Raw genomic sequence first — 25,526 nt, forward strand, 5'->3', positions numbered from 1 at the left:
GGCGTCCTCACCTGCTTAACTAAATCTCCATATGCTTTAGTAGCAGTTCAGACAGCATGAACTGTTACCAAATGATTGCAATGATGGGGAAAATTGGGTATGATAGTAATGTACCGCGGCAGCACCGCGAAACGCCGGTACAGGAAATGAGAGGAGATGATAGGATGAATGAGAAATTGACGATTACATGGCTGGGACATTCCTGTTTTAAGGTGGAGTCCGGAGGATATTCCGTGGTTTTTGATCCATATGCAGACGGAAAAGTTCCCGGATTAAAACCGCTCAGAATCGAAGCCGACGAGGTTTTATGCAGCCATGAGCATTCGGACCATAACTTCCGTGAGGCAGTAACACTCAGAAACAGGAATGTGGCGTCGCCGTTTCGGATTCAGGAAATTTCCACTTACCATGATGAAAAGCAGGGTGACCTGAGAGGCAAAAGTACGATACATATTCTGGATGACGGAGTATTCCGAATTGCCCATATGGGAGATTTGGGATGCGAACTGCCGAAAGAACAGAGAGAAATGCTGAAAGATTTGGATGTTTTAATGATACCGGTGGGAGGCTATTACACGATTGATGCGGCCCAGGCCCGTCAATTGGTGGAGTACGTGACTCCCAATGTGGTGATTCCCATGCATTACCGTGGAATGGGCTTTGGCTTTGATGTGCTGGGTTCGGTCAACGAATACCTGGGATTATGCCAGAATGTAGTGCGGTATCAGAACGTTATCGAAATTACGAAGGACATGCCGAGACAGACTGCGGCAATGACATTTTAACAACGGTAACCTGCAGGCACCGCGCACGGGTTACCGCCACCAGTGAAAGCATACCCCGGAAACCACATTTCCGGGGTTTCGCTATTGACATTTAAAAACCATTGTGTTAATTTATATATAAACACGTGTAAATAAAAAAATATTTGTGCAGAAGGTATAAAATATGGCCACCAGAAAAGATGTTGCTGACCTGGCAGGGGTATCTCCTGCAGTAGTCTCTTATGTATTAAACAAATCGAATTATGTAAGTGAAGAAAAAAGGGCCGCAGTATTAAAAGCGGTGGAAAAGCTGAATTATCAGCCCAATTATATGGGCCGGAGCCTGAAAAATAAAAAGACGAATAATCTAGGACTCATTTGCGACGATATCCGAAGTGAACTTTTTGCCGAGATTGCATTCTACAGCGAGAGATATGCCTATGAGAATGGCTACAGTTTGTTTTTATGCACCAGCCATCAGGATGATAAATTTTTGAATGGCATTGTGGATCACCGGCTGGACGGAATATTTCTGGCAACCAGTATTTACAGCACCGAACAGATTAACCAGATTGCAAAGAGCAATATCCCGGTTGCCCTATACAAGGCGCATCATTATGATAATCTGGATCCGCGCGTAAAGTGCATTGAGGTGGATTACCGCAAAGCGGCTTATATGCTGACGGAACGTCTGATTCAGAAAGGACATGAGAGAATTGCATTTTTCCCTCCGTACCGCTCTAAGCTCAGCTACTGGGAAAGCGCTGACTTCCGTTTTAAAGGCTATCAGGATGCAATGAGACATTATGGACGCCCGGTGGAAGAGACGTTAATCTGTTATGACAATGAGTATTATGAGGACATTATGAAAAAGGCGGAGGAAATCTGCCGCCGCAGTCTTAAGGAAGAGGGAAGGATTGCATTCGTGACAGGGAATGATTATCTGGCAATCCGGATAATGACATATTTAAAGGAAGTAAAGCTTTATAACCCGGAGACAGTGTCGATCACCGGAATGGATAATACGTCTTCGGCTGGAATTGCCAGCCCGTCTCTGACGACGGCAGGCTTTTCAAAGGTAGACGTAGCAAAGGCCGTGGTGGACTATCTGATTCACGGCGCAGATGCAGAAGGAATCAAGACGAAAAAGATTCCCGTATTTTTAGTAGAAGGCAATAGCGGATGATAAACCGTTACTGTTCAGGTAACATCCCGTGAGGTGTTTTGTTCACGGAACGGCGCTGTTCGGCAGGGCCGTGAATCGTAACGATAAACCTGAAGCTATTGTTTTTAAGAATATATTTACTCGTGTAAATACCATGATGGATCAATAATCAATATTTTCTTTATTTTTTATTTAAGAATTTACACGTGTAAACAAATCAGGGAGGGATGAAAGAAATTGAAGGTGGAGAAAGAGATCCTGATGGAACAGATCCCCGGACTTTATGCGGTAGGGGAGATTCTTCTGGACGAGGAACTGTACTATGCGGCAGCTTCTGAAAACCGTGGCGGCGAGCTGTATTTAGTCCACAGCATGACGAAGGAAATCAGTGAGCTTCAGGGATGCCAGGGAGGCGTGATGGCAGTGCTGGGAGCGGCGCAGGAGAGGGCAATTCTCTGTATCGAAGAATTTTACCCGGTGTTTGACTCGGCTGGAGCGAAGATCGTGAAGGCAGAGCTTGAGCGGACCGGGAAGGGCTGGGCCGCATCACGGCGAAAGACGGTGGCTGAGGTTCCCTATGTACACCGGATTGCACAGCTTACGGAGGAAGACGGAAATTTTATTGCGGCCGGAAAGCTCTGTAAGCACAAGGATTGTTCGGATGACTGGTCCACTTCGGGGAGTATGGAAATCGGCCGGTACGAACCGGAGGAAGGCGTCTCGTCCTTTGAACGGGTCCGGGACGGGATTTATAAACACCATGCAATGTTTATCAGGAAAAATGAATCGGGTTATGACAATCTCTATTATGGAGGAAGCGAAGGAGCGTTTGTGACAACACGCAAAAACGGAACCTGGGAGACGAGACAGATTTTGGACGTACCGGTAAGTGATATTGTCTGTTACGATTTGGATGGGGACGGAATGGATGAAATTGCCATAATTGAAGGATTCCATGGCGATAAAGCCGTTATTTTCAAACAAGGTGCAGGCGGATATGAGAGGGCGCTGGAACTGCCGTTAGATTTCGGGCATGTGCTCTGGGGAGGCAGTTTTCTGGGAGGACCCGGACTGATAACAGGAAGCAGGGGAGGCGGAATGCAACTGTCCCTGTACCGTTTTAATCCAAACAGGGAAGAAGAAAACAGGCTGTCTGTCCGTTCGGAGACTGTGATTGACAAGGGGCAGGCACCGGCACAGATTATTGTAAACGAATGGAAAGATAGCGCTGAGATAATAGCTGCAAATCATGGGGTGGCGCAGCTTGTGAGGTACCGCTGCAGTCTGTAGGGACAGATGAAATAATATCGGTAAAAAGCAGCAGTAAAGAAGCAGCAGTAAAACAGAGAAAAACAACAGTTGTCCGCACGTGGGACAGCATAAAAGAAAATAAAAAAGGAGAAGAAAAATGAAAAAAAGAATGGCAAAAATGGTTCCTGTATTGTGTGTAGCAGCGATGGTTGGATTGACGGCATGCAGTTCTGCAAAGCCCGCTGAGACGAAGGCTCCCGAGACAAAAGCGGAGGCGGCATCTGAGAAAGAGCCGGCGGGGGAAGAACCGGCGGCAGCCGTGGATTTTCCGAAAGATACGCTTAATATTATCTGTCATGCGGCGGCCGGAGGCGGCAGTGATGCACTGGCAAGACAGGTGGCCCAGGGCCTGCAGGATGGAAACGGCTGGACGGTCACAGTAGATAATAAGACGGGCGGTTCCGGCTCTGTGGGAATGCAGTTTGTCATGAATTCCAAACCGGACGGCTATACCATCGGTACGGCTCCGGTGGAGCTTTCCATGATAGAGGCGCTTGGCTATGCACAGCTGGCTCCGGAGGATGTCCAGCTGCTGGGCTGCGGCATGTCCTGGCCGGCGGCGCTTTATGTGCCTGCCGACGCTCCCTATGATACGCTGGAAGATTTTATCAATTACTGTACGGAGAATCCCGGCAAGGTGCGCGTGGCAAACTCCGGAATCGGCTCGATCTGGCATATTGCCGCCTGTGTGTTGGCCGATAAGACGGGAATCGAGATTAACCATGTGCCGTATGACGGAGCTACCGGTGCGGTTACGGCGCTGCTGGGCAAAGAGATCGATGCTGTTGTGGTCGGTACCTGTGAGGGATATTCCTATGTGGAATCGGGAGATTTTAAATGTCTTGCTTCCTTCAGCGAGGAGAGAAGCTCCGTTCTTCCTGATGCACCGACGGCCAGGGAACAGGGGCATGACATCAATGTAGTCTGCTGGGTAGGGTTCCTTGCCCCGAAGGGAATTGAGGAGGCAAAGCAGCAGATCCTAGTGGATGCGTTGAAGAATGTATTTGCCGGCGACGCTTATATTGAATTTTGCAAAGGCAGAGGTTGTGACAGCACTTATTATACGCCGGATGAATTCCTTGCCATGGCGGAAGCGGATTATACCTATTATTCCGAGCTGATCTCGGACCTTAAGATTGGTCAGTAAGCGTCCGAATTTTTAGGAGAATGAAAATGAAGAAGATTACAGGAAATACGATAGTAGGTTTTTTATTTGCGGCGGCAGCCGGTATCACGCTGTATATTTCCAATGCCACGCTGAAATCGGCTTCTGCGATGGGGGATCCGGGACCGAAGATGTTTCCGAATGCAGTATGTATAGCAATACTGATTCTTTCTGTGATTATTATGGTTCAGTCCGTTTTTAAATCTGAGAAGCCCTTTAAAGGCGCGCTTTCCACACCGGAAGGAAAGCAGGGCTGTACAAGAATGATATTGGTTCTGTCAGATTTGGCGCTTTTTCTAATCCTCTGGAGATATGTGCCGTTTCTGGCGGCAGGGGTCATTTTTATCTTCCTGCTTTGTATGGTCTTCAGAGAAAAACTTCTGTTCTCTATTATCTATTCAGCGGCAGTGACAGGCGCTCTGTATTTTGTGTTTACGATCCTGCTGAAAGTGAATTTGAATATTTGCTGACGGACAGAAGCGGCGGCCATGAATGCCGGTGTTCATGGCCTTTGGGACAGAAATCACAATCACGGTTAATGAGGTGACTATATGGATTATTTATCAGCAATACAAACTGCATTTTCTCCCGGCTGCCTGTTCTGTATCACAATGGGCGTACTGATGGGGCTGGTAGTGGGAACCCTGCCCGGCCTGACCTCGGTGATGGCTGTCTCCCTGATTACGCCCCTCACGTTTAAGATGGATCCGGTCAATGGCTTCGGCATGCTGCTCGGCGTATACAATTCCGCCATTTTTTCAGGAGGGATATCGGCAATTGCGATCAATACGCCGGGGACACCTGCCTCCATCGCAACCACCTTTGACGGATATAAAATATCCAAACGGGGCAGAACCGGGTTTGCGCTTGGGGTCAACACGATTTATTCCGTCATGGGAGGAATCTTTTCCACCGTGGCCCTGATGATTGCCTGTGAACCTCTGGCCAGCTTTGCCCTGAAATTCGGTTCGGCGGAGTACTTCTGGCTTGCCATTTTCGGCCTTTCCATGATGATCAGCATTTCCCATGTCGCTCTTGCGAAAGGGCTGGTGGTCGGCGCACTCGGCCTCCTGCTCAGCACTATAGGCCTTGATCCGATGCTGGGAAGCAAGCGTTTTGTAGGAGGCAATGTGGCGCTGCTTGACGGAATTTCTTTTATCCCGGTTTTAATAGGCCTGTTCGGCATCGGGGAGATGCTGTACCAGATATTTGAAAATGTAAAGGAAAGCAAGAAAGAAGATATTGCCGTTGTCGGTAAAAAGGCTCGTGTGCTTCCGACTAAGGCGGAGCATCGCAGGATGGCGCTTCCGGCTTTTATCGGTTCGATAATCGGTGTGGTAGTCGGAATCGTTCCGGGAACCGGCGGGGACATTTCCGCACTGATATCCTGGGATGTTTCCAAGCGCGTTTCCAAACACCCGGAAGAATACGGAGACGGCTCGATTGAAGGTCTTGCGACGACATGCGCATCGAACAATGCGTCGATTGGCGGTGCTTTGACCACGGCACTTGCACTGGGCATCCCCGGGGACTCCAGCACGGCTGTGCTTCTGGGCGCTCTGACTATGTACGGAATGGTGACAGGTCCCACGCTGCTCAGTAAAAGCAGCGACTTCGTCTGCCGCCTGTACATCATCATGCTGCTTGCCAACATCATTATCCTGCCATTGGGACTGCTCTCGGCAAAGGTCTGTATCAAGCTGCTGAGCGTAAAAAATGAGTATATCCAGATGGCGGTGCTTCTAATCTGCTGTATCGGAGCCTACTCGCTGAACCGGAGCTATTTTGATGTAATTATCATGTTTATTGCCGGTATCCTCGGCTTTTTCTTCCGCAAGTTCGACTACCCGCTGGGGCCCCTGGTGCTGGGGCTGCTTCTGGGAGGCATGTGCGAGACGAATCTGAGACGTACTCTGATGCTGTCGGGAGGGAGTCTGATGCGCCTTTTCACAACACCGATCTCCATGCTTCTGGTAGGACTGATTCTGCTGGCAATCGGCTGGCCCGTAATCAGTGAATTTAAGGGAAGGAAAAAGAAAAGCTAGCGGCAGTTCAGGCATTCAGGCAGTCTGAATGAAGGAAACATTTATTGATGGCGGTGACCTGTGCGCGGGGCGTGCAGGTTATCGTATAAAAAGTTATAAGAAAGAGGTAACAGATGCAGAATATATTGCCATCCATCCATTTGCTGGAAATCTTTATGCCGGTGGCGGACCGGGAGGATTTTCTCGTCGGGATGCTGGAGGAAGTGAAGAATATTGATTTTTACAAGGGAATTGAACTGCCGGTTATTTTCCAGAAGGAGAATATCGCCAAGGTGAGGCGGATTGCCCGGGAAAAGAGCTACCAGGTTACCGAGTGGGCATCGCCTGATATCATAAAAAGAGGATACAATCTGTCCTCCACGGACAGGGAGCTGAGGGGAAAATCGGTCGGTTACGCGGTGGAGCTTATGAAAATTGCAGCGGAAGCCGGAACTGCGATTGTCGGCCTTCCATCAGGAGATGATCCGGGTGATTTAAAGCGGGAAGAGGCGAAAAAAGCGCTTTTTGATTCCTATTGCCGTATCTCAGAGGCGGCGAAGGAATATGACGGCCTGCATCTGACGCTGGAGCCGCTGGATCGGTATGTACACAAGAAACAGCTGATGGGACCGATCCATGAGGTGGCGGAATGGTTCGGCGTGCTTAAAAAGATCTGTCCCAATTTCTACCTGCACTGGGACAGCGCCCATGAGGCTCTTGCAGGCATCGGCCTGATGGAATCGCTGGAGGCGGCCCTGCCTTATATGGCGCAGTTTCATATCTGCAACTGTGTGACGGAACCGTCTCATCCATACTATGGCGATTTTCATATGGAGGTGGGGAGAGCCCCACATTATAAGAATTGGGGATACCTGACTCCTGAGATAGCCGCCGGTTTATTAAAACGTGCTGCTGAGGGAAATCCGGCGGAGGGAATAACAAACACCCACGTAGCCGTGGAAGTGCGCAGCCATATGGGAGACGCACTCTGGGAGAGAGAGAGAGACATCCGCGGATTTTTAATGAGAGCGTTTGACCTGGCAGGCCTCTCGTATTAATTAAGAAAGCGGGTTACTGTTTGCAGAACCGCGCTTTTCAGCGTGGCTGTGGATAGTAACAGGGCAGCAGGAGGAGAATGAGATGATACTTGATTATATGAAAAACTACCGGATGTATAATTCACTTGTTTCGAATCTGGAGGAAGGGATGACGTTTGTCAATACGCTCCTGGATAAGCCGGAAGGCCGCTATGAGGCGGAGCATGGTATCTACGCCATGGTTCAAATCGGAGTGACCTCCGATATCGGCAAAGACCGGATGGAGACACATGAAAAATATCTGGATGTGCAGATGGTATTCGAGGGGCGGGAGACATTTGAGTGGGAGGAAGCGTCTGAGCTGGAAGCGGAGACGGAATACGATCCGGAGACGGATTTCAAGTTTTACAGGGGAGGCGGAAAGAAAATTCTTGCCACAGAGGGCATGTTCTATATTCTGTTTCCCCAGGACGCCCACAGGTGCCGGGGAATGGCCGGGAAAGAAGGGGAAAAGTACCGCAAGATTGTGCTGAAGCTTCCGGTGGAAACGAAGCGGTAAGCGTTGGCCTCTGCCGTTACGGCAATTTAAAGGAGAAGGTGTATGTATTTATATGAGGGGATAGAAAAAGCGGAAAAGAAACTCCGCGCCGTGCTGCTCGGATGCGGGGAGCAGGCGGTCAACATGATCCACAATGCGATATCTTACCTGGATGAAATCGAAGTTGTTGCGGTCTGCGATAAAAATAAGGAACGGGCTGATTTTGCTGCGAGACGGCTGGGGCTGTCCCGTTCTTATCAGGATGCGGGCCGTATGCTTGACGAGGTGGATGCGGACGCTGCTTTTATCATTACCATTGCAGGGATCCAGGCGGCTCTGGCCAGGCAGTGTATTGAGGCGGGGCTTCATGTGTATACGGAAAAGCCGCTTGGCACCGAGCTGCCCGATCTGCTGATGCTTAAGGAGGCGGCCGCAAAACATCACAGGAAAATAGGCGTTTCCTTCAATAAGCGGTACAACCTGGCCTACCGGGATATGAAGCTGGCAATTGAGTCGGAAGGATTCGGCGCCCCATCCGCATTTATTGCGAAGTTTATCGGAGGATACCGTTCCAACGAAACAGATCTTCTCCGCGTCGGCTGCTGCCATTTTTTTGATTTGGCGAGATACCTGATCGGCGAACTGGATGAGGTATATGCTTACAAATACGAGAAACAGCCGGGGCAGCATATGTTTGCAGTGAATGGTAGGTTTGTGAACGGCTGTGTGGCCAGTATGACATTCGGCGCGCTGGGCTCCTGGGTATGCGGATACGGGATGGAGAGCGTGGAAGTGAGAGGGGACCGGAATATGGTGAGCGCTGAAAACGGGCGTGATTTTACCTGGCAGAAGCCTTCGAGGATACGGGAGCCGGAGGCGGGACTTGAAAATAAGGGCACCCAGGCGGTTATTGAAGCAGCCGTCCCGGTTGAGATTATGCGTGAAAGCGTTTGCAGGCGCGATTCTGAATGGAACGGAGCCGCCGGTGGGATATGCGGACGGATTGATGGCGCTTAAACTGGCTCTGGCCGTAGAACGAAGTACTGCAGAGCACCGTCCTGTAAAGATAGGAGAGATTGAGGGATGAAAAAGTTATATGGGGTTGTAGTGCCGATCGTAACACCTCTTACGCAGGAAGATGCGATCGACGTAATGTCTTTAAAAAGGCTGGCCGATCACTGTATTGACAGCGGCATGCAGGCTATCTACCCATGCGGAACCACGGGAGAGATGATGTATCTGTCGGTTGAGGAACGCAGGCTGGTGGCGGAAACAGTTGTGCGGCATGCAGCTGGAAGAGTACCGGTATTTGTACACGTGGGTGCATGGAATCTGAGGGATACGGTGGAACTGGCAAAACATGCGGCCGAAATCGGCGCAGACGGCATTGCAGTTGTGACACCTGCCTTTTTCTCCGTCAGGGATCAGGGGCTGGTTGATTATTTTACAACTGTTGCAAAAAGCGTCCCGCAGGATTTCCCGGTTTACCTGTATGCGATCCCGCAGTGTGCGGTGAATGACATAAGTCCCAAAGCAGCAGAGAAATGCAGCCGGCTCTGTCCCAACATAGTGGGAATTAAGTACAGCTATCCGGATATGACGCGTATCCAGCAGATGCTTCGGATAAACGGAGGGCAGTTCAGCGTGCTGGTCGGGCCGGATCATCTATTTGCCGCCGTCTCGGCGATGGGAGGCGACGGGGTAGTCTCCGGAAACGCCCAGATTATCCCGGCTTACTATAAGAAGATATGGCAGCTTCTCCAGGAGAAAAATTATGAGGAAGCGGCCAAATGGCAGCACAGGACAAATCTTCTGAATGAAACGCTCTGCGAGAACAATAATATTGCAGCATACAAAGTAATGCTAAAACGGGACGGAATCATTGCGACGACTAAGATGCGCAGGCCGATGGAAAATCTGACTCCGGAACAGGAGGAAAATTTGATTGCGGCAATGGAGAGGCTGAGGTATCGCGGGATATAAGGAGTTGGCTGTTTACCGGTCGAGGTAAAAAAACAGGCGCGGAATTGAGTAAATGAATTCCGCGCCTGTTTTTTGTAAGTATGGCCACGGGCTTAGCACTGCTGCAAACTCAAAAGAGTGCAATGTCAGTACGGCAAGCGGGCGGGCAACATCATGACATTGGACTAACATCCCCACAGGGGATGAAGACTCAGCCAATCCCATTCACCACACCAGATCTGGTCCGTTCCGGACGCGTCCTCCCTCAACATTTTCTCCCCGCAGGTGAAAAAACAGGGAAGAATAGAAAGTGTAACAGTTCAGCCATGATGTATTCCGCGAGGTGTTTTCGCTGTTTGAAAGTGGAAAACTATTTTCCATCCCCTTGTGAAATTCCACATCTTACGTTATAATGATAAATTAGAATAATATCCGATTTTTGGCGGTACCGCCTTATGAGACTGCCGTCAGGACAGACGGGGATGGCAGATACAAAGGATAAATTGATAGAATCAGGAGGACATGAAATGACCAGAAGAGAATTGCGGGAGCATTGTTTTAAACTATTGTTCTGCGCTGACTTTTATCCGGAAGGCGAGACGAAGGAGCAGATGGAAGAGTATTTTACCGAGCCGGTGGAGGAGGTAAGCGCCCCCGGCGGAGAGAGTGAGATCCTTCACAGCCCGGCCCTTGACGTGTTTGACGGAGGGTATGTAACGAATAAGGTGGAGCGTATCATCGAGAAGATTCCTGATTTAGACAGCCGGATTAATGAGATCGCAAAGGGATGGACGACAAAGAGGATGGGCAAGGTGGAGCTTACAATCCTGCGCCTGGCTCTCTTTGAAATCCAGTATGATGAGGATGTGCCCGAGAAGGTGGCGATTAATGAGGCGGTAGAGCTGGCGAAGAAATTCGGCGGAGACGACTCCCCCTCATTTGTCAATGGGATTCTGGCGAAGCTGGTGTAGGCTATGGCAAGAGCGGCAAGTGTATATTCCGTATCGCAGGTCAATGCCTATATCAAGAATATGTTCGCCCAGGATTTTGCCCTGAGCCGTATCTCGGTGAAGGGGGAAGTGTCGAACTGCAAATACCATTCATCGGGACATATTTACTTCACACTGAAGGACGGCCTGGGGGCTATCCAGGCAGTCATGTTTGCCGGGAAAAGACGCGGGCTTAATTTCGTGCTGGAGGAAGGGCAGCAGGTGGTTGTCAAGGGAAGCGTTGAGGTGTACGAGAGGGACGGACGGTACCAGCTTTATGCCGCCGAGATTACACTGGACGGCACGGGGGACCTGTTTAAAAGGTTCGAAAAGCTGAGAAACGAACTGGAAGAGATGGGCATGTTTGCCCCTGAATACAAAAGTCCGATTCCGAAATACGCGATGAAGGTGGGTATCGTGACTGCCAGTACGGGAGCGGCAATCCGCGATATCATAAATATAGCCCGGAGGCGGAATCCCTACGTGCAGCTGGTGCTATGCCCCGCACAGGTGCAGGGAGAAGGAGCGGCGTCCAGTATCGCCAGGGGGATCGAGACCTTGGATGCGATGGGGCTTGATGTACTGATCGTAGGACGCGGAGGCGGTTCCATTGAAGATTTATGGGCGTTTAATGAGGAGACAGTGGCAAGGGCAATTTTTGCCTGCAAAACGCCGGTGATATCCGCCGTAGGCCATGAAACGGATGTGACAATCGCAGATTATGTGGCGGATCTGAGGGCGCCGACCCCCTCCGCGGCAGCAGAACTGGCAGTGTTTGATTATGCACTTTTCGAAGGCCAGTTGAGGGAAGCAGGACAGAAGCTTTACCGTGCGCTGTCGGGCAGGAAGGAGATGGCGGCCTACCGGCTTGAGCAGTACAGGCTGCGTCTGAGGCTCTATAATCCGGAGCGCCAGCTCAATGAAAAGCGTCAGCGGCTGGCCGATGCCGAGGAGAGGATGGAACGGCTGCTGAAACAGAAGCTGACCGACAGAAAGCACAGGCTGGCACTTTTAAGCGGACGCCTCCACGGCCTTTCCCCTCTTGAGAAGATCAGCAAAGGTTTTGGCTTTCTTACCGGGGAGGATGGAAAAAGGGTGGAATCGGCAGAGTCGGTGAAAGCCGGTGATCATCTGCTGATACGCGTCTTAGACGGCCGGATTGAAGCGGAAGTGGTGAAGGCTGAGAAAAGCGGTATATAATAAAAAGGATAAAAGAATGGTGAGCCAAATGGATAGAAACGAAAAAGACGAAGCAGTGATGAACGAGGCGGGGGAAACACAGGAAGCCCCGGCTGATAAGCTTTCCATTGAGGAGATATTTACCGAGCTGGACGGCATTATCAGAAATCTGGAGAACGGTGAGGTTTCATTGGAGGATTCTTTTAAATATTATGAGGCCGGAATGAAGCTGGTAAAAACCTGCGGCGGAAAGATAGACAAGGTGGAAAAGCAGATTCTGGTGCTGAATGGCAATAACACGGAGGATGTGAGATAGTGATGAACGAACAGCTTTTACAAAGTACGGAGGAAGTGGAACAGGTAGTTTACTCGTATCTGCCGGCGGAGGAGGGCCATCAGAAGACTATTTTTGAGGCGATGAATTACAGCGTCAAGGCAGGCGGCAAGCGTCTGCGCCCTCTGTTGATGAGGGAGGTCTACCGTCTTTTCGGCGGAACAGGCAAAGAGATAGAACCTTTTATGGCCGCGATCGAGATGATTCATACCTCTTCCCTGATTCACGATGACCTTCCGTGTATGGATAACGATGAGTACCGCAGGGGGAAAAAGACTACCTGGGTGGTTTACGGCTATGATATGGCGGTTCTGGCAGGCGATGCCCTGCTCATCTATGCGATCGAGACGGCTGCCAGGGCATTCCAGATGACGGATAATGCGCAGAGAGTCGGAAAGTGCATCGGGATATTGGCACAGAAGACCGGAATTTACGGCATGATCGGCGGTCAGACTGTGGATGTGGAGCTGACGGACAAGCTGATTCCAAAGGATAAGCTGGACTTTATTTACCGGCTGAAGACGGGCGCGCTTCTGGAAGCGGCAATGGTGATCGGCGCCGTTATGGCGGGCGCATCCGACGAAGAGTGTGAGACGGTGGAGCGGATGGCGGCAGCCATCGGACTGGCCTTCCAGATCCAGGACGATATCCTGGATGTGACAAGCAGCCAGGAGGTGCTGGGAAAACCGGTTCTCAGCGATGAAAAAAATAATAAAACAACTTATGTGAGCCTGGAAGGGATTGAGAAAGCCAAACGCGATGTGGAAAAATTATCGGAGACGGCTGTCGATATCCTCTATTCTCTCCCGGGAAGCAATGATTTCCTGGAGGACCTGATAAAGGTACTGGTAAGCAGAGAAAAATAAAATTACGGTTCACAGCTTTGCCGCACAGCGGCGGGCTATGGCCGTGAACCGTAATTAATATAGAAGGAAAAAGCCATGATTTTAGATAAAATTAATGGACCCGATGATGTAAAGAAGCTTAATGAGACGGAATTAAGAGAGCTGGCGGAAGAAATCCGCTCGTTTTTAATAGAAAAAATCAGCCATACAGGCGGTCACCTGGCTTCCAACCTGGGCGTTGTGGAGCTTACGATTGCTTTGTATCTGGCGTTCGACCTTCCGAAGGATAAGATTATCTGGGATGTGGGACATCAGTCCTATACCCATAAGATATTAAGCGGAAGGAAGGACGATTTTGACGGCCTGCGGCAGTACGGAGGCCTGAGCGGTTTCCCCAAACGCAAGGAAAGTCCCTTTGACGCTTTTGATACGGGACATAGCTCCACCTCCATATCCGCCGGGCTTGGCATGGCCCAGGGCCGCGATGTGCTGGGCGAGGAGTATTCAATCGTTTCCGTAATCGGAGACGGGGCACTGACCGGAGGCATGGCGTATGAAGCATTGAACAATGCGGCGCGCCTGAAGAAGAATTTTATCATTGTCCTGAACGATAATAAGATGTCCATATCCGAGAATGTGGGAGGAATTTCCCGGTATCTCAGCAATCTGAGGGCCGACGAAGGCTACAACCTGCTGAAGAAGAATGTGGCGGGGACTCTGGCGAAGGTTCCGATGATAGGCAATGATTTGGTGGATACCCTGCTCAGGACGAAGAACAGCATCAAGCAGTTCCTGATACCCGGCATGTGGTTTGAGAATATGGGAATCACCTACCTGGGGCCGGTTGACGGCCACGATGTAAAGGGACTGGCCAAAATTTTCAGTGAGGCAAAGAAGATTAACCATGCCGTCCTGATTCACGTGATGACGAAAAAGGGAAAGGGCTACAGGCCGGCGGAGAGAAATCCGTCCAGCTTTCACGGCGTGGAGCCTTTTGACATAGAGACGGGAAAACCGCTGGGACAGAAGTTATATCCGTCTTACACGGATGTATTCTCAAGGGAAATCTGCAAGATAGCCGAGACGAATGAAAAGCTGGTGGCAGTCACTGCGGCCATGCCCGACGGAACCGGCTTAAAGCGTTTTTCCAGGCTGTATCCGCAGCGCTTTTTCGATGTGGGAATTGCGGAGGAACATGCGGTGACATCGGCGGCCGGAATGGCGGCAGCCGGTTTGAAGCCTGTGGTGGTGGTGTATTCTTCCTTCCTTCAGCGCGCCTATGACCAGATAGTCCACGATGTCTGTATCCAGAATCTGCCGGTACTGTTCTGCGTGGACCGTGCCGGACTTGTGGGGAGCGACGGGGAGACGCACCAGGGCATTTTCGATTTGACGTATCTGTCGTCGATCCCGAATATGAGTGTAATAGCGCCCAAGAATCTCTGGGAGCTGAGAGAAATGCTGCAATTTGCGGTGGACTATGAAGGACCGATGGCGATCCGATATCCAAGAGGCCAGGCATACAGAGGACTGAAAGAGTTCCTGGCTCCCGTGGAATATAAAAAGAGTGAGATTCTCTACGATGAAGATTCGATTGCGCTGCTGGCTGTGGGAAGCATGGTCAGCACCGCGGAACATATACGGACGAAGCTGAAAGAGGAGGGGCACTCCTGCACCCTTGTCAACGGCCGCTTTATCAAGCCCGTGGATACCGATGTGGTGGATTATTTAGCCAGGAACCACCGCTGTATCGTAACGCTGGAGGAAAATGTGCTCCGCGGCGGATACGGCGAGCGGATTACCGATTATGTACAGAAGCATTATCCCGCCATCCGGGTGGTGAATATAGCGCTGCCGGATGCCTATGTGGAGCATGGTAATGTCTCCAAGCTGAGAAGCGATCTGGGAATTGACAGCGATTCCATCCTGATAAAATTAAAGAATGAACTGAAGAGTGAATTTCCGGGTTCGGAGGAAAACAGATGAAAGAACGTTTAGATGTCCTTCTTGTCAAAAAGGGCCTGGCAGAGTCCAGGGAAAAGGCAAAGGCGATCATTATGTCCGGCATCGTCTATGTGGATGACCAGAAAGAAGATAAGGCGGGCACCTCATTTGAGGAGACGGCTAAAATTGAGGTGAGGGGAGCAACCCTCCGGTATGTCAGCCGCGGAGGACTGAAATTAGAGAAGGCCATGATCCATTTCGGTGTGTTGACAGACAAAAAGGTCTGTATGGATGTGGGGGCGTCAACAGGCGGCTTTACCGACTGCATGCTCCAGAATGGGGCCGTAAAGGTCTATTCCGTGGATGTGGGCCACGGGCAGCTCGCGTGGAAGCTTCGAAATGACCCGCGTGTCGTCTGCATGGAAAAAACCAACATCCGGTACGTGACACCGGAGGATATTAATGATAAAATTGAGCTTGTATCCATAGATGTTTCTTTCATCTCCCTGACCAAAGTGCTGGTTCCGGTGAAGAAGCTGATGGCGGAGGACGGACAGATTGTTTGTCTGATCAAGCCCCAGTTTGAGGCCGGAAGGGAAAAGGTCGGAAAGAAAGGCGTAGTCAGGGAGAAAAGCACCCATCTGGAAGTGATCAACATGGTGATTGATTTTGCCGTGGAGGCCGGTTTTGAGGTGCTGAACCTGGAATTTTCCCCAATTAAGGGGCCGGAGGGGAACATCGAATATTTACTCCACCTTCAGAATCACAGGGATGGAGAACATTATGATAACGTAACGGTAGACCCGGCTCAGGTTGTGGAAGCGGCTCACAGCGAGCTTGATAAATAGAGTCCGGTAAGATGGCATGATGCCGGGAGAGCGCAGAATGAAACATTTTTATCTGATTGTGAATAAAGAGAAGGAAAATGCGGAAAAGGGTGCGGAGATGATTGCGGAATACCTGTCCCGGCAGGGATGCGAATGCCTGTGGGATCAGGAACCGCCGGACACCTCCGAGTACCGCTATACGGACGGCCGGAAGGTTCCCCAGGAGACGGAATGCGTGATTGTTCTGGGCGGGGACGGAACGCTGATCCAGGCATCGAGGGATCTGGCCGGTAGAAATCTGCCGCTGTTCGGTGTAAATATGGGCCATCTCGGTTATCTGACACAGATTTGCTGCGAGAGGGATATCCTGACTGCCATGGACGATCTGCTGGCCGACCGCTACAGGCTGGAGCACAGAATGATGCTGCAGGGACGTGTGATTTCAGACGGCAGAACCGTAGCCGAGGATATTGCCCTGAACGATATTATATTAGGAAGAATGGGGCTTCATACACTGAAATACGATCTGTATGTCAATGGGGAATTTTTTAATGAATATACGGCTGATGGAATGATTATGGCTACACCGACCGGTTCGACGGCTTATAATCTGTCGGCGGGAGGCCCGATTGCGGCGCCGGAATCCGATTTGATCATCATGACCCCTATCTGTCCCCATACGCTGAACTCCAGGAGTATCGTTCTCTCTTCCGAAAACAGGATTATGCTGAAGGTAACAGGGGGAGAGGATCGCGAACAGTTTTTAAGCTTTGACGGCGATACGGTTGTAAAGCTTAGAAGAGGGGACCGGATTGAGGTGGAGCGATCAGAAATCACAACGACGCTGGTGCAGCTCAGCCAGGTTTCATTTCTTGAGAATATCAGGAAAAAGATGAAGCATATATAGGGGCGGCAGGGTAACAGTTCAGCCATGATGAATTCCGCGAGGTGTTTTCGCTGCTTTTGGCGAAAATCCCGAGTTAAGCGGCGCGAAACGGCGTTTTTTGCCGTTTCTGTGCATCATTTGTGCAGTTTGGCCGAAGGCTGAACTGTAACGCGGCAGTTATCAGACAGAGTAATTATCAGAATGCGCCGGATATCCGGAGGCAGCTGGTATCAAGGTGTTTCAGACAGAATGATGTATCAGAGCGGAGGATAGTTTAATGAAATTGGAACGTCATAGCAAGATTGTAGAGTTGATTGGGAAATATGAAATTGAAACGCAGGAAGAGCTGGCGGAATATCTGAACAAAGAGGGATATAACGTGACCCAGGCCACCGTATCCCGTGATATCAGGGAATTGAAGCTGTCCAAGATCCAGACGGAGAACGGGCGCCAGAAGTATGCGGTGTTTCATCCGCAGACGGCATTCAATGACAAATACATCCGAATACTCCATGACAGCTTTCTTTCCATGGATATGGCACAGAACATACTGGTAATCAAGACGGTGTCAGGCATGGCGATGGCGGTGGGGGCGGCTCTAGACTCCCTGCATTTTGGAGAAATCGTCGGCTGTATCGCAGGAGACGACACGGTAATGTGCGCTGTGCGGACTGTGGATGACACGATAGTATTGATGGATAAGATCAAGAAGCTCATAGCTGGATAAGGGGTGATGGGATGCTGTTTCATCTGTATGTGAAGAATCTGGCCCTCATCGACTCTGCGGAAGTGGAGTTCGATGACGGGCTGAATATACTGACCGGCGAGACGGGAGCCGGTAAATCGGTTATTATAGGCTCGGTTAATGTGGCTCTGGGCGCCAAGGCGTCGAAGGATCTGATACGCCAGGGCTGTGACAGCGCCTATGTGGAACTGGTCTTTTCCGTGACCGACGAAAAAAAACGGAAGGAACTTGAAGGTCTGGATGTGCACCCGGACGACGACAGTCTTATTATCATTTCTAAAAAAATCATGCCTGCCAGAAGTATCAGCAAGATTAACGGGGAGACAGTGACCTCGGCCAGGCTGCGGGAAATTACCGGACTTCTGATTGATATCCACGGGCAGCATGAGCATCAGTCTCTGCTATATCATGCCAGACATCTGGAGATTCTCGACGAATATGGAAAAACCCGGACTGCCGGTTTAAAACAAAAAATTGCAAAAGAGTACCATGCATACATAGAACTCAGGAAAAAGCTGGAGTCGCTGAATCTGAACCAGGAGCAGAGGCTTAGGGAGATGGATTTCTGCCGTTTTGAGATCGACGAGATTGAGAATGCGGATTTAAAACCGGGGGAAGAGGAGGAATGCCAGTCGGTTTACCGCCGGTTTTCGAATGCCAAGAGGATCACGGAGAGCCTTGCTCTTGCCCATGAAGCCGTCAGCACGGATGAGATTTCAAGGGCTTTAAGGGCGGTGGACGATGCGATGCAGTACGACGAGGAGCTGATGAGCATCAGGGACCAGCTCTATGATGTGGATTCCCTTTTGAGTGATTTGATAAGGGAGATTTCCGCCCATCTGGAGGAGATGACGTTTGACGGGGATTCCTTTAATCAGGTGGAAGAACGCCTGGATCTGATTCGAAACCTGGAAAGTAAATACGGAAAGACCATTGAGGATGTCCTTAAAAGCCTGGAAGAGAAAAAGAAGAAGCTGGAGGAGCTTGAGAACTATGATTTACTCCGCCTTCATACGGAAAAGGAGCTTAAGGCATCGGAAGACAGGCTGGAAGAACTGTCGGCCGCCCTGTCTAAGCTGAGACAGGAGATTGCCGGTGAATTATCGGACAAGATCGAGGACGGGCTTAAGGAACTGAATTTCCTGGATGTGAAGTTTGCAATGGAATTCAGACGGTTAAGCCATTTTACTCCGGCCGGTTACGATGAAGCGGAATTTATGATCTCCACCAATCCGGGAGAGCCGGTCAGACCTCTCGGCATGGTTGCCTCCGGCGGTGAGCTGTCGCGCATCATGCTGGCGGTGAAAACGGTGCTGGCCGAGACAGATGATATTCCCACCCTGATTTTTGATGAAATTGATACCGGGATCAGCGGCCGGACGGCCCAGATGGTTTCGGAAAAGCTTCGTGTAATCGCCCGGAGCCATCAGGTTATCTGCATTACCCACCTGCCGCAGATAGCCGCCATGGCCGACAGCCATTTTGAAATAAGAAAATCGGTGGAGGAGGGCCGGACGACGACAACGATCCGCCCGCTTGACAGGGAGCAGATGACGGAGGAACTGGCCAGACTTCTTGGCGGAGCCGAGATTACGGAGACGGTAAGGCAGAACGCGAGGGAGATGAAAGAGCTGGCCGACGGTAAGAAAGGGCTGGCAGTAAGATGAAGTTAGATTTGAACGATCCGGGGCTTAATCTTTACCTGAGGGTTTACAACTATTACAAAGATTTAATCTGTTCCGGAAAGATGCAGCCGGGGACAAGGCTGCCCTCCATCAGGAAATGTGCAATGCAGCTTCAGCTTTCCAGGACCACGGTGGAGACGGCGTATATGCTGCTGGCGGCGGAGGGGTATATCCTGTCCCGTCCGCAGAGCGGCTATTATGTGACTGAGATACTGAATTCCGGCCCAAGGGAAGCGTGGAAGCCGGGCGGCAAAGAGACGGACGGGCCTAAGATACGTTATGATTTTGCATCCTCCAACGTGGATCGCGACAGCTTCCAGTTCGATCTATGGAGGCGCTATATTAAAAGTTCCCTCCGCCAGGATGAGCGCCTTTTATCCTACGGCGAGCCTCAGGGAGAGAGGGAGCTTCGGGAGGCTATCTGCAGTTATCTGGGCCGCCACAGGGGTGTGGTCTGCACTCCGGAGCATATTGTGGTGGGGGCGGGTGTGCAGAGCCTTCTGCATATCCTCTGTCCGATGGTGAGGGACAGGAAGAATGCATATTTTTACAATCCTGGTTTCAGACAGGGGCGTACGATTTTTGAGGACTTCGAGTTCAGGACCGGGGGGATGCGCAGCGCCAGGGAAGCGGGAGGACCGGATTCCGGCAGCATCTGCTACCTGACGCCTTCTCAGATGACGGTATGGGGCGAGGTGATGCATATTACGGAGCGGATGGATTTGCTCAAAGAGGCATTTGAAAAAGACATCCTCATTATAGAGGATGACTATAACAGCGAGTTCCGGTATTATAACAGGCCGACTCCATCCCTTCAGGGGCTGGCAGGCGGGCGCGGAGTTGTGTATCTGGGAACATTTTCAAGACTTCTGCTTCCCTCCATCCGAATGAGCTTCATGGTGCTGCCGCCGGAGCTTCTTCCGGTATACAGGGAGCGGAGCCATTATTATAACCAGACATCGTCCAAGACGGAGCAGATTGCACTCTGCCAGTTCATCAGGGACGGCCACCTGGAGAGTCAGATTCGCAAAGCCAGAAAACTGTACACCGCCAAGGCGAAAAAGCTTTGTGAGGATATCGGCAGGATATTCGGGGACAGGGCAGTTCCCCATCTGGGGGAGGCTGGATTTCTGGTACTTGCGGAGATCCGGACGGAGCTTACTTCGGAAGAGATAGCCAGGAAAGCGGCCCATGCCGGAATCGCTGTCCGCGCCGTGGTTCCGGAGGAGGGAAAAAGGGGGGAGAGTATGAACCCGAGAATTCTTCTTTCCTGTGCGACGGTGGGGACGGAGCATTATGAGGAGGCGCTCACGGAGCTGTACGACAGTATTTTTGGATAACCGCAGGTACCTCATGAGGAGTTTAAGCAAGGCGGCATAGATTGAAAATAAATACTGATGAGAAGGGAAATGTTTTTCTCATTTTTACAGTGGCTCTTTATTGTTTTATTAATACTTTACCTTTCCCTCTGCCTTTTTGGGGATAAGGCAAAGACTGTGGCAGTAATACTGATTGCAGCCGCGGTTATCTGTCAGGTGTCGTTTCATACTTTTTCTTACTTCAGATGGCTTGGTTATCCGTCACCGGCTGAATTTGTCATGAATTTGTCCGACAGTTATCCCGGCCATTCCGTGGAATGCCTGAGAAGCTCAAAGATTTACTACGACGGAATGGATAAGATTTTTCCTGACTGCTACAAAGATTTCTTAAATATATACGGGGAGCCGCTGAAGGAAGAGAGAGAAGACAATAACCTGACGGTTGATTACGGCGGTTTCAGGGCATGGTTCTACTTAAACGGAGACAATTCTTTTCTGCAAAGGGTGGAGATAACCGGAAAAGACATATGCCTGCCGGTCAGTAAAATCAGGGTTGGAGATTCCGGGAGGAAAGTGGAACATGCTTATCAGTTTAGCGAAGTAGTGGAGGAGGACGGGAGCCGGTATTATCTGGAAGACTGCTGTATGCTCTGCAACGTGCAGAAACGTTACCGGATCCGGTTTGAATACGACACAGCGGATCAAACAGTGATTCATATAGGAAAGAACCGCGGAGCTGTGTCGCGGATTTATATCGATGTGTGCTGGCTGGCCTGAGAAGTTCTGGAAAACTTTCCTGTAAATTAAGAAAGATTCACGCTCGCAAGAGTCATGCCCGCGGGATTCGCAAAATAATATTGAGAAAATAGACAGTATAGAGAAAACATGGAGGATGGCAACGCAAGGCACTCATTCTCCATGTTTTTTTGGTGCGCCGCGGAAGCTGAGCTGCAAATCTCTGCGCCTGAGGGTCCGTTCAAGGGAAGAAATATGGAAAAAAGTACCGGTTAATTGTAAGCGTAATCTCTTAATATATACTTCAATTAATGATAAGATAGATGGAAATTGTGAAGCACGGTTAATGGGGCTGAACAGTTTCGATAATTATATTAAAGGAGGACTACTATGGCTAACGTTATAACCGCCAAAATGGAAAATTTATTTTGTGAACATTTGGAGCAGGATGAAAAAAGCAGACATACAATAGAAAAATACCGTCGGGATCTCAGAAAATTTATCGATTTTATCAATGGTGGAGAGGTGACAAAAGAACGAGTGATAAATTTTAAAGAATATCTGGTCGAAAATTACGCCCTCAACAGCGTTAATTCAATTCTTGCATCCATTAATCATTTTATGGTTTTTGCCGGATGGCAGGAATTCCGGGTAAAGCAGCTTAAAAAACAGCGCCAGGTTTATTGTCCGGAGGAAAGAGAACTGAGCAGACAGGAATATTTTGAACTGATCCGAACGGCCAAAAGAGAGGGAAAAGAAAGGATATGCCTGATTATCCAGACAATCGGAAGTACGGGGATCCGAATCAGCGAACTGCCCAGTATCACGGTACAGGCCGTGAAGGATGGGGGAGTGCAGGTTGATTGTAAAGGAAAAAGCCGGCAGGTCCTTATGCCGAAAAAACTTACGATGAAGTTAATGCATTATATAAAGAAAGAGAAGATCCGCAGCGGCCCGGTGTTCAGGACAAAACAGGGAAATCCGATTGATCGCAGCAACATCTGGAAAGAAATGAAAAAAATATGCCGCAAAGCAGGGATAAAAGAGAAAAAAGTATTTCCTCATAATCTCCGGCACCTCTTTGCCTGTTCCTTTTATCAGATGGAAAAGGATATAGCAAAACTGGCGGATTTGTTAGGACACAGCAATATCAATACGACAAGAATCTATATAATCTCTTCGGGAGGTGAACACAGGAAACAGATAGAGAGAATGAATTTGTTATTATGATGTACCACATAATACTGATTATGTGGTATTCTTGCATGTTCGATTGAAGTTATAAGGGGAAACACTCCGCTAATCTGAGGTGGGTGGAGCAGAATAGAAGTGAAGATACAGATAGAGATGCCATTCTTTTTACTCTTATATGGAAAAATTTACCATCATATAGACGCACTTTTCCCATTAAAGATAATCTTAAAATTTTAAATTAGGTACGATTTCATATTTCAATGGAGGAAATCTCTTGATTTTGACAAATAGTATTGTACAATATATTAAAACATTGAATTTAGAGTCCTTTATTGATATAATAACCATAGACCAAATAGGAAAATTATAATAAGATTATATTGAAATTGGGATATAAGCTTATTGTAGGAAATAATACCACATAATCAGTATTATGTTGTATTACTGATTAGCAGAAACGAAATATTCAGCATTTTTGTATTTATGTTTATAACTGTCTGGACAGATTTTGGCTGCACAGTCTCCTCAGGGAGAAGTATTCATGGTATCAGTGGTGTAAAATGCAGAATTACCTGCCAAAGCAGTACGTAATAAACGGGGGAGATGAAAAAAAGTGATAAATTCTGGTAACGGTGTTTTGGAGATACATATGTTAGGAGGGTTTTCTCTTTCTTATAAAGGAAAAGACTATGTTCTGGGAAGAAACAACACGGCAAAGTTTATTCAGCTTTTGCAGCTTGTCTGGATGCAGGGCGGGAAGGGGATACCCAAGGATCGGCTGATACAGGCTCTTTATGACAGGGAAAGCCAGTTCAATCTGAATAACAGCTTCTATAATCTGATATACCAGATGCGTAAACATATGCATCGTCTCGGACTTCCGGAAATTGATTATATCATACGGGACGGCGGATATTATGTTATGGATCCGAAACTGCCGGTCCGGGTGGATGCGCTGGAATTTCGTTCTCTGATAGAAAAAGCCGATATGGAAGCAGACGAAGAGGCAAGATTCCAGGTTTATAAAACCGCTTTTGAATTATATAAGGGAGAACTGCTTCCCGCTATTTCGACGGAAATCTGGGTTACAACGGAGAGTTTACAGTTTAAGAATATGTTCGAAAGATGTACGGAATGGCTGGGAGAATATTTGAAACGTCAAAAGGATTACAATACCATGTATCAGATATATTCCAGGGCCGCAGAGATCTACCCTTTTGATGAGTGGCAGGTATACCAGATCGATGCCCTGCTCTGCAAAGGTGAGTACAGGGAGGCTTTTGTTTTATATGATAAGACGGCGCGCTTCTATTCTGAGGAAATGGGACTGCCGCCTTCCGATAAAATGATGAAGTGTTACGCCCAAATGAGCAGTAAGATGGAATACTGTCCCGGTGACCTGTCTGAAATTAAGAATCACTTAGCAGAAAACGCTAAAAAAACAACTGGTGAAGGGGCGTATCATTGCTCTTACCCCAGCTTTATCGATGCCTACTGCCTGCTGAGACGCAATATGGAGCGTACCGGCCGTTCTATTTATCTGATGCTCTGTACGGTGGTGGATTATGAAGGAAAGATGATTCAGAATCAGGAAAAATTAAAAGCGCGCTCCGAGGCACTCTGCGATGCGATTCGTGTCAGTCTCCGCCAGGGAGACGCTTTTACGAAATACAACAATTCCCAGTACCTGATCCTGCTGGTTGGCACGAAACAGGAGGATTGTCAGATCATCTACCGCAGGATCAGCCGGAATATGAAAAAGCTGTCCGGTCCGAGAGCGGAACTTAAATATAATGTTATTTCATTGGCGGAACTGCCGGCTTAGGCAGAACTGACATTAACAGGTACGCTTCGCGCACCGGTTGTAATACCTTCTTCAATTAATACAGATATGGCGTATGGTTATGCGTGAGCATACCAGTTATAGCGTCATATCTGTTTTTTTCTTACGAAATCATGTCAAAAAACAAAATTCTTTCTTTCTGTGAAGGTTCGTATGAGATCCCATTTGTTAAAATTTGCCTATGAGGTGATTTATGACATGAAAGAGAATATAAATAAAATTTTTGCGTCGAATCTAATCTGTGTCTGTATTGATACGGTAGAGAATGGCGACTATATAGGAAAATTCTGGCACCAATATGATGATAAACCGAGAAGCTTCCGAAATATGACAGAATTACTGCGAAATATGGAAGCTTTATACGATGAATGGGATTTTCCGCAAAAATCTACCATACTGCGAAGCTTTAATAATAAGCGGGGAGATGCCGGCCTGCGTCAGGGAAGAAGAGATGCAGAATATAATGTCCGGAGGATTGAAAACAAACATGGAGAGAAGGGAACCTTTGTCATCTATGTCAAGTACCGGCAGAATGCCACTTGGCAGGGGGAGATGCTGTGGTTGGAGGGAAACCTGAAAATAAGTTTCAGAAGTGTTCTGGAACTGCTGAAGTTAATTGACAGTACCTTTGAAATCGGGAATGCGGAGACGACACTGGCACATGGATAATACAAAATCTCATAAATTAACACGTAATAACAAAAAAAACACTTTTTGTGAGAGTTTCTAAGATCCATGATTTGGTAAAGTACAGATATGAATGAATAGAGCTATCAAAACAGTGACAAATGCCGGGATGAGGAGGAACAGCATATTTATGGGTGCACAGCATGAAAAAAGAAAAATAAAAGGCACATTCATTGTCAATGTAATGTTCCGGGAAAATGCCACCTGGCAGGGTGAAGTTGTCTGGGCGGATGAAAAAAAGAAACAATATTTCCGCAGCGCACTGGAACTGATAAAGATGATAGACGGTGCATTGAATTCGGAAGAAGAGAAGATGCAGACAAAGACGGAAACGGAAGAAGATTAGTC

The 25,526-nt window shown here is 48.9% G+C and carries 25 protein-coding genes; all 25 read left to right on the forward strand.

Going from position 1 to position 25,526, the window contains the following annotated elements; translation table 11 throughout:
- Window positions 1–164: 164 nt before the first annotated feature.
- The 25 genes from CLOSYM_RS17210 (at window position 165) to CLOSYM_RS17330 (ending at window position 25,524) form a co-directional block, all read left to right on the forward strand.
- Window positions 165–785 (forward strand): MBL fold metallo-hydrolase, encoded by a 621-nt coding sequence (locus CLOSYM_RS17210; RefSeq protein ID WP_003499917.1) that lies wholly within the window; start codon window positions 165–167, stop codon window positions 783–785.
- A gap of 163 nt (window positions 786–948) precedes the next feature.
- Window positions 949–1,950 (forward strand): LacI family DNA-binding transcriptional regulator, encoded by a 1,002-nt coding sequence (locus CLOSYM_RS17215; RefSeq protein WP_021643092.1) that lies wholly within the window; start codon window positions 949–951, stop codon window positions 1,948–1,950.
- A gap of 222 nt (window positions 1,951–2,172) precedes the next feature.
- Window positions 2,173–3,219 carry a hypothetical protein gene (locus CLOSYM_RS17220; RefSeq protein WP_242828696.1) on the forward strand — a complete coding sequence of 349 codons (1,047 nt, stop codon included), beginning with the start codon at window positions 2,173–2,175 and terminating at the stop codon, window positions 3,217–3,219.
- 118 nt (window positions 3,220–3,337) lie between these two features.
- Entirely contained in the window at window positions 3,338–4,387 is a 1,050-nt protein-coding gene (locus CLOSYM_RS17225) for a Bug family tripartite tricarboxylate transporter substrate binding protein (protein WP_009296774.1), read from the forward strand.
- Window positions 4,388–4,413: 26 nt separating this feature from the next.
- On the forward strand, window positions 4,414–4,875 hold the full coding sequence (locus tag CLOSYM_RS17230; RefSeq protein WP_003499921.1) for a tripartite tricarboxylate transporter TctB family protein: 462 nt from the start codon (window positions 4,414–4,416) through the stop codon (window positions 4,873–4,875).
- 81 nt (window positions 4,876–4,956) lie between these two features.
- Window positions 4,957–6,450 (forward strand): tripartite tricarboxylate transporter permease, encoded by a 1,494-nt coding sequence (locus CLOSYM_RS17235; protein WP_044902720.1) that lies wholly within the window; start codon window positions 4,957–4,959, stop codon window positions 6,448–6,450.
- A gap of 113 nt (window positions 6,451–6,563) precedes the next feature.
- The gene (locus tag CLOSYM_RS17240; RefSeq protein ID WP_021643098.1) at window positions 6,564–7,487 is read left to right on the forward strand and encodes a sugar phosphate isomerase/epimerase family protein; all 924 of its coding nucleotides are present in this window, start codon (window positions 6,564–6,566) and stop codon (window positions 7,485–7,487) included.
- Window positions 7,488–7,569: 82 nt separating this feature from the next.
- Entirely contained in the window at window positions 7,570–8,025 is a 456-nt protein-coding gene (locus tag CLOSYM_RS17245; RefSeq protein ID WP_021643099.1) for a NanQ anomerase/TabA/YiaL family protein, read from the forward strand.
- A 42-nt stretch (window positions 8,026–8,067) separates the two neighbouring features.
- On the forward strand, window positions 8,068–9,021 hold the full coding sequence (locus tag CLOSYM_RS17250; RefSeq protein ID WP_021643100.1) for a Gfo/Idh/MocA family protein: 954 nt from the start codon (window positions 8,068–8,070) through the stop codon (window positions 9,019–9,021).
- 66 nt (window positions 9,022–9,087) lie between these two features.
- Window positions 9,088–9,987, forward strand: coding sequence for a dihydrodipicolinate synthase family protein (locus tag CLOSYM_RS17255; protein WP_021643101.1), 900 nt, complete (start codon window positions 9,088–9,090; stop codon window positions 9,985–9,987).
- A 434-nt stretch (window positions 9,988–10,421) separates the two neighbouring features.
- Entirely contained in the window at window positions 10,422–10,937 is a 516-nt protein-coding gene (gene nusB, locus CLOSYM_RS17260) for a transcription antitermination factor NusB (RefSeq protein WP_003499929.1), read from the forward strand.
- 3 nt (window positions 10,938–10,940) lie between these two features.
- Window positions 10,941–12,155, forward strand: a complete 1,215-nt coding sequence (xseA, locus tag CLOSYM_RS17265) for an exodeoxyribonuclease VII large subunit (RefSeq protein WP_003509442.1) — start codon at window positions 10,941–10,943, stop codon at window positions 12,153–12,155.
- A gap of 28 nt (window positions 12,156–12,183) precedes the next feature.
- Window positions 12,184–12,450: an exodeoxyribonuclease VII small subunit gene (xseB, locus tag CLOSYM_RS17270; protein WP_003499933.1), complete on the forward strand. Its 267-nt coding sequence runs from the start codon at window positions 12,184–12,186 to the stop codon at window positions 12,448–12,450.
- Window positions 12,451–12,452: 2 nt separating this feature from the next.
- Window positions 12,453–13,334, forward strand: coding sequence for a polyprenyl synthetase family protein (locus tag CLOSYM_RS17275; protein WP_021643102.1), 882 nt, complete (start codon window positions 12,453–12,455; stop codon window positions 13,332–13,334).
- Between the two features lie 75 nt (window positions 13,335–13,409).
- A complete protein-coding gene (gene dxs / locus CLOSYM_RS17280; protein WP_003499937.1) occupies window positions 13,410–15,299 on the forward strand; it encodes a 1-deoxy-D-xylulose-5-phosphate synthase in 1,890 nt (629 codons plus the stop codon).
- A complete protein-coding gene (locus tag CLOSYM_RS17285) occupies window positions 15,296–16,105 on the forward strand; it encodes a TlyA family RNA methyltransferase (protein WP_021643103.1) in 810 nt (269 codons plus the stop codon). The genes dxs and CLOSYM_RS17285 overlap by 4 nt, the downstream gene beginning before the upstream one ends.
- A gap of 37 nt (window positions 16,106–16,142) precedes the next feature.
- A complete protein-coding gene (locus CLOSYM_RS17290; RefSeq protein ID WP_003509437.1) occupies window positions 16,143–16,991 on the forward strand; it encodes an NAD(+)/NADH kinase in 849 nt (282 codons plus the stop codon).
- Window positions 16,992–17,247: 256 nt separating this feature from the next.
- Window positions 17,248–17,697: an arginine repressor gene (gene argR / locus CLOSYM_RS17295; RefSeq protein ID WP_003499940.1), complete on the forward strand. Its 450-nt coding sequence runs from the start codon at window positions 17,248–17,250 to the stop codon at window positions 17,695–17,697.
- A gap of 11 nt (window positions 17,698–17,708) precedes the next feature.
- The gene (gene recN, locus CLOSYM_RS17300) at window positions 17,709–19,382 is read left to right on the forward strand and encodes a DNA repair protein RecN (protein WP_021643105.1); all 1,674 of its coding nucleotides are present in this window, start codon (window positions 17,709–17,711) and stop codon (window positions 19,380–19,382) included.
- Window positions 19,379–20,740, forward strand: a complete 1,362-nt coding sequence (gene pdxR, locus CLOSYM_RS17305; RefSeq protein WP_021643106.1) for a MocR-like pyridoxine biosynthesis transcription factor PdxR — start codon at window positions 19,379–19,381, stop codon at window positions 20,738–20,740. The genes recN and pdxR overlap by 4 nt, the downstream gene beginning before the upstream one ends.
- A 69-nt stretch (window positions 20,741–20,809) precedes the next feature.
- Complete coding sequence (locus tag CLOSYM_RS17310) at window positions 20,810–21,496, forward strand: hypothetical protein (protein WP_044902723.1); 687 nt, start codon at window positions 20,810–20,812, stop codon at window positions 21,494–21,496.
- A 348-nt stretch (window positions 21,497–21,844) separates the two neighbouring features.
- Window positions 21,845–22,684, forward strand: a complete 840-nt coding sequence (locus CLOSYM_RS17315) for a tyrosine-type recombinase/integrase (protein ID WP_021643109.1) — start codon at window positions 21,845–21,847, stop codon at window positions 22,682–22,684.
- Window positions 22,685–23,297: 613 nt separating this feature from the next.
- Window positions 23,298–24,473, forward strand: coding sequence for an AfsR/SARP family transcriptional regulator (locus CLOSYM_RS17320; protein ID WP_021643111.1), 1,176 nt, complete (start codon window positions 23,298–23,300; stop codon window positions 24,471–24,473).
- A gap of 216 nt (window positions 24,474–24,689) precedes the next feature.
- Complete coding sequence (locus CLOSYM_RS17325) at window positions 24,690–25,160, forward strand: hypothetical protein (protein ID WP_242828695.1); 471 nt, start codon at window positions 24,690–24,692, stop codon at window positions 25,158–25,160.
- Window positions 25,161–25,308: 148 nt separating this feature from the next.
- Window positions 25,309–25,524, forward strand: a complete 216-nt coding sequence (locus CLOSYM_RS17330; RefSeq protein WP_003499953.1) for a hypothetical protein — start codon at window positions 25,309–25,311, stop codon at window positions 25,522–25,524.
- The last annotated feature ends 2 nt before the right edge of the window (window positions 25,525–25,526 follow it).

The sequence above is a fragment of the [Clostridium] symbiosum ATCC 14940 genome, from assembly GCF_000466485.1.
Classification (GTDB): domain Bacteria; phylum Bacillota; class Clostridia; order Lachnospirales; family Lachnospiraceae; genus Otoolea; species Otoolea symbiosa.

Excerpts from the sequence above, each read along its gene's own strand:
- CLOSYM_RS17235 (WP_044902720.1), top strand. The coding sequence starts at position 4,957 with ATGGATTATTTATCAGCAATACAAACTGCATTTTCTCCCGGCTGCCTG.
- xseA (WP_003509442.1), top strand. The coding sequence starts at position 10,941 with ATGGCAAGAGCGGCAAGTGTATATTCCGTATCGCAGGTCAATGCCTAT.
- argR (WP_003499940.1), top strand. The coding sequence starts at position 17,248 with ATGAAATTGGAACGTCATAGCAAGATTGTAGAGTTGATTGGGAAATAT.
- CLOSYM_RS17330 (WP_003499953.1), top strand. The coding sequence starts at position 25,309 with ATGGGTGCACAGCATGAAAAAAGAAAAATAAAAGGCACATTCATTGTC.
- CLOSYM_RS17230 (WP_003499921.1), top strand. The coding sequence starts at position 4,414 with ATGAAGAAGATTACAGGAAATACGATAGTAGGTTTTTTATTTGCGGCG.
- xseB (WP_003499933.1), top strand. The coding sequence starts at position 12,184 with ATGGATAGAAACGAAAAAGACGAAGCAGTGATGAACGAGGCGGGGGAA.
- CLOSYM_RS17290 (WP_003509437.1), top strand. The coding sequence starts at position 16,143 with ATGAAACATTTTTATCTGATTGTGAATAAAGAGAAGGAAAATGCGGAA.
- CLOSYM_RS17275 (WP_021643102.1), top strand. The coding sequence starts at position 12,453 with ATGAACGAACAGCTTTTACAAAGTACGGAGGAAGTGGAACAGGTAGTT.
- CLOSYM_RS17245 (WP_021643099.1), top strand. The coding sequence starts at position 7,570 with ATGATACTTGATTATATGAAAAACTACCGGATGTATAATTCACTTGTT.
- CLOSYM_RS17285 (WP_021643103.1), top strand. The coding sequence starts at position 15,296 with ATGAAAGAACGTTTAGATGTCCTTCTTGTCAAAAAGGGCCTGGCAGAG.
- recN (WP_021643105.1), top strand. The coding sequence starts at position 17,709 with ATGCTGTTTCATCTGTATGTGAAGAATCTGGCCCTCATCGACTCTGCG.
- CLOSYM_RS17255 (WP_021643101.1), top strand. The coding sequence starts at position 9,088 with ATGAAAAAGTTATATGGGGTTGTAGTGCCGATCGTAACACCTCTTACG.
- CLOSYM_RS17320 (WP_021643111.1), top strand. The coding sequence starts at position 23,298 with ATGTTAGGAGGGTTTTCTCTTTCTTATAAAGGAAAAGACTATGTTCTG.
- nusB (WP_003499929.1), top strand. The coding sequence starts at position 10,422 with ATGAGACTGCCGTCAGGACAGACGGGGATGGCAGATACAAAGGATAAA.
- CLOSYM_RS17210 (WP_003499917.1), top strand. The coding sequence starts at position 165 with ATGAATGAGAAATTGACGATTACATGGCTGGGACATTCCTGTTTTAAG.
- dxs (WP_003499937.1), top strand. The coding sequence starts at position 13,410 with ATGATTTTAGATAAAATTAATGGACCCGATGATGTAAAGAAGCTTAAT.
- CLOSYM_RS17225 (WP_009296774.1), top strand. The coding sequence starts at position 3,338 with ATGAAAAAAAGAATGGCAAAAATGGTTCCTGTATTGTGTGTAGCAGCG.
- CLOSYM_RS17240 (WP_021643098.1), top strand. The coding sequence starts at position 6,564 with ATGCAGAATATATTGCCATCCATCCATTTGCTGGAAATCTTTATGCCG.
- CLOSYM_RS17310 (WP_044902723.1), top strand. The coding sequence starts at position 20,810 with ATGTTTTTCTCATTTTTACAGTGGCTCTTTATTGTTTTATTAATACTT.
- pdxR (WP_021643106.1), top strand. The coding sequence starts at position 19,379 with ATGAAGTTAGATTTGAACGATCCGGGGCTTAATCTTTACCTGAGGGTT.
- CLOSYM_RS17315 (WP_021643109.1), top strand. The coding sequence starts at position 21,845 with ATGGCTAACGTTATAACCGCCAAAATGGAAAATTTATTTTGTGAACAT.
- CLOSYM_RS17215 (WP_021643092.1), top strand. The coding sequence starts at position 949 with ATGGCCACCAGAAAAGATGTTGCTGACCTGGCAGGGGTATCTCCTGCA.
- CLOSYM_RS17250 (WP_021643100.1), top strand. The coding sequence starts at position 8,068 with ATGTATTTATATGAGGGGATAGAAAAAGCGGAAAAGAAACTCCGCGCC.
- CLOSYM_RS17325 (WP_242828695.1), top strand. The coding sequence starts at position 24,690 with ATGAAAGAGAATATAAATAAAATTTTTGCGTCGAATCTAATCTGTGTC.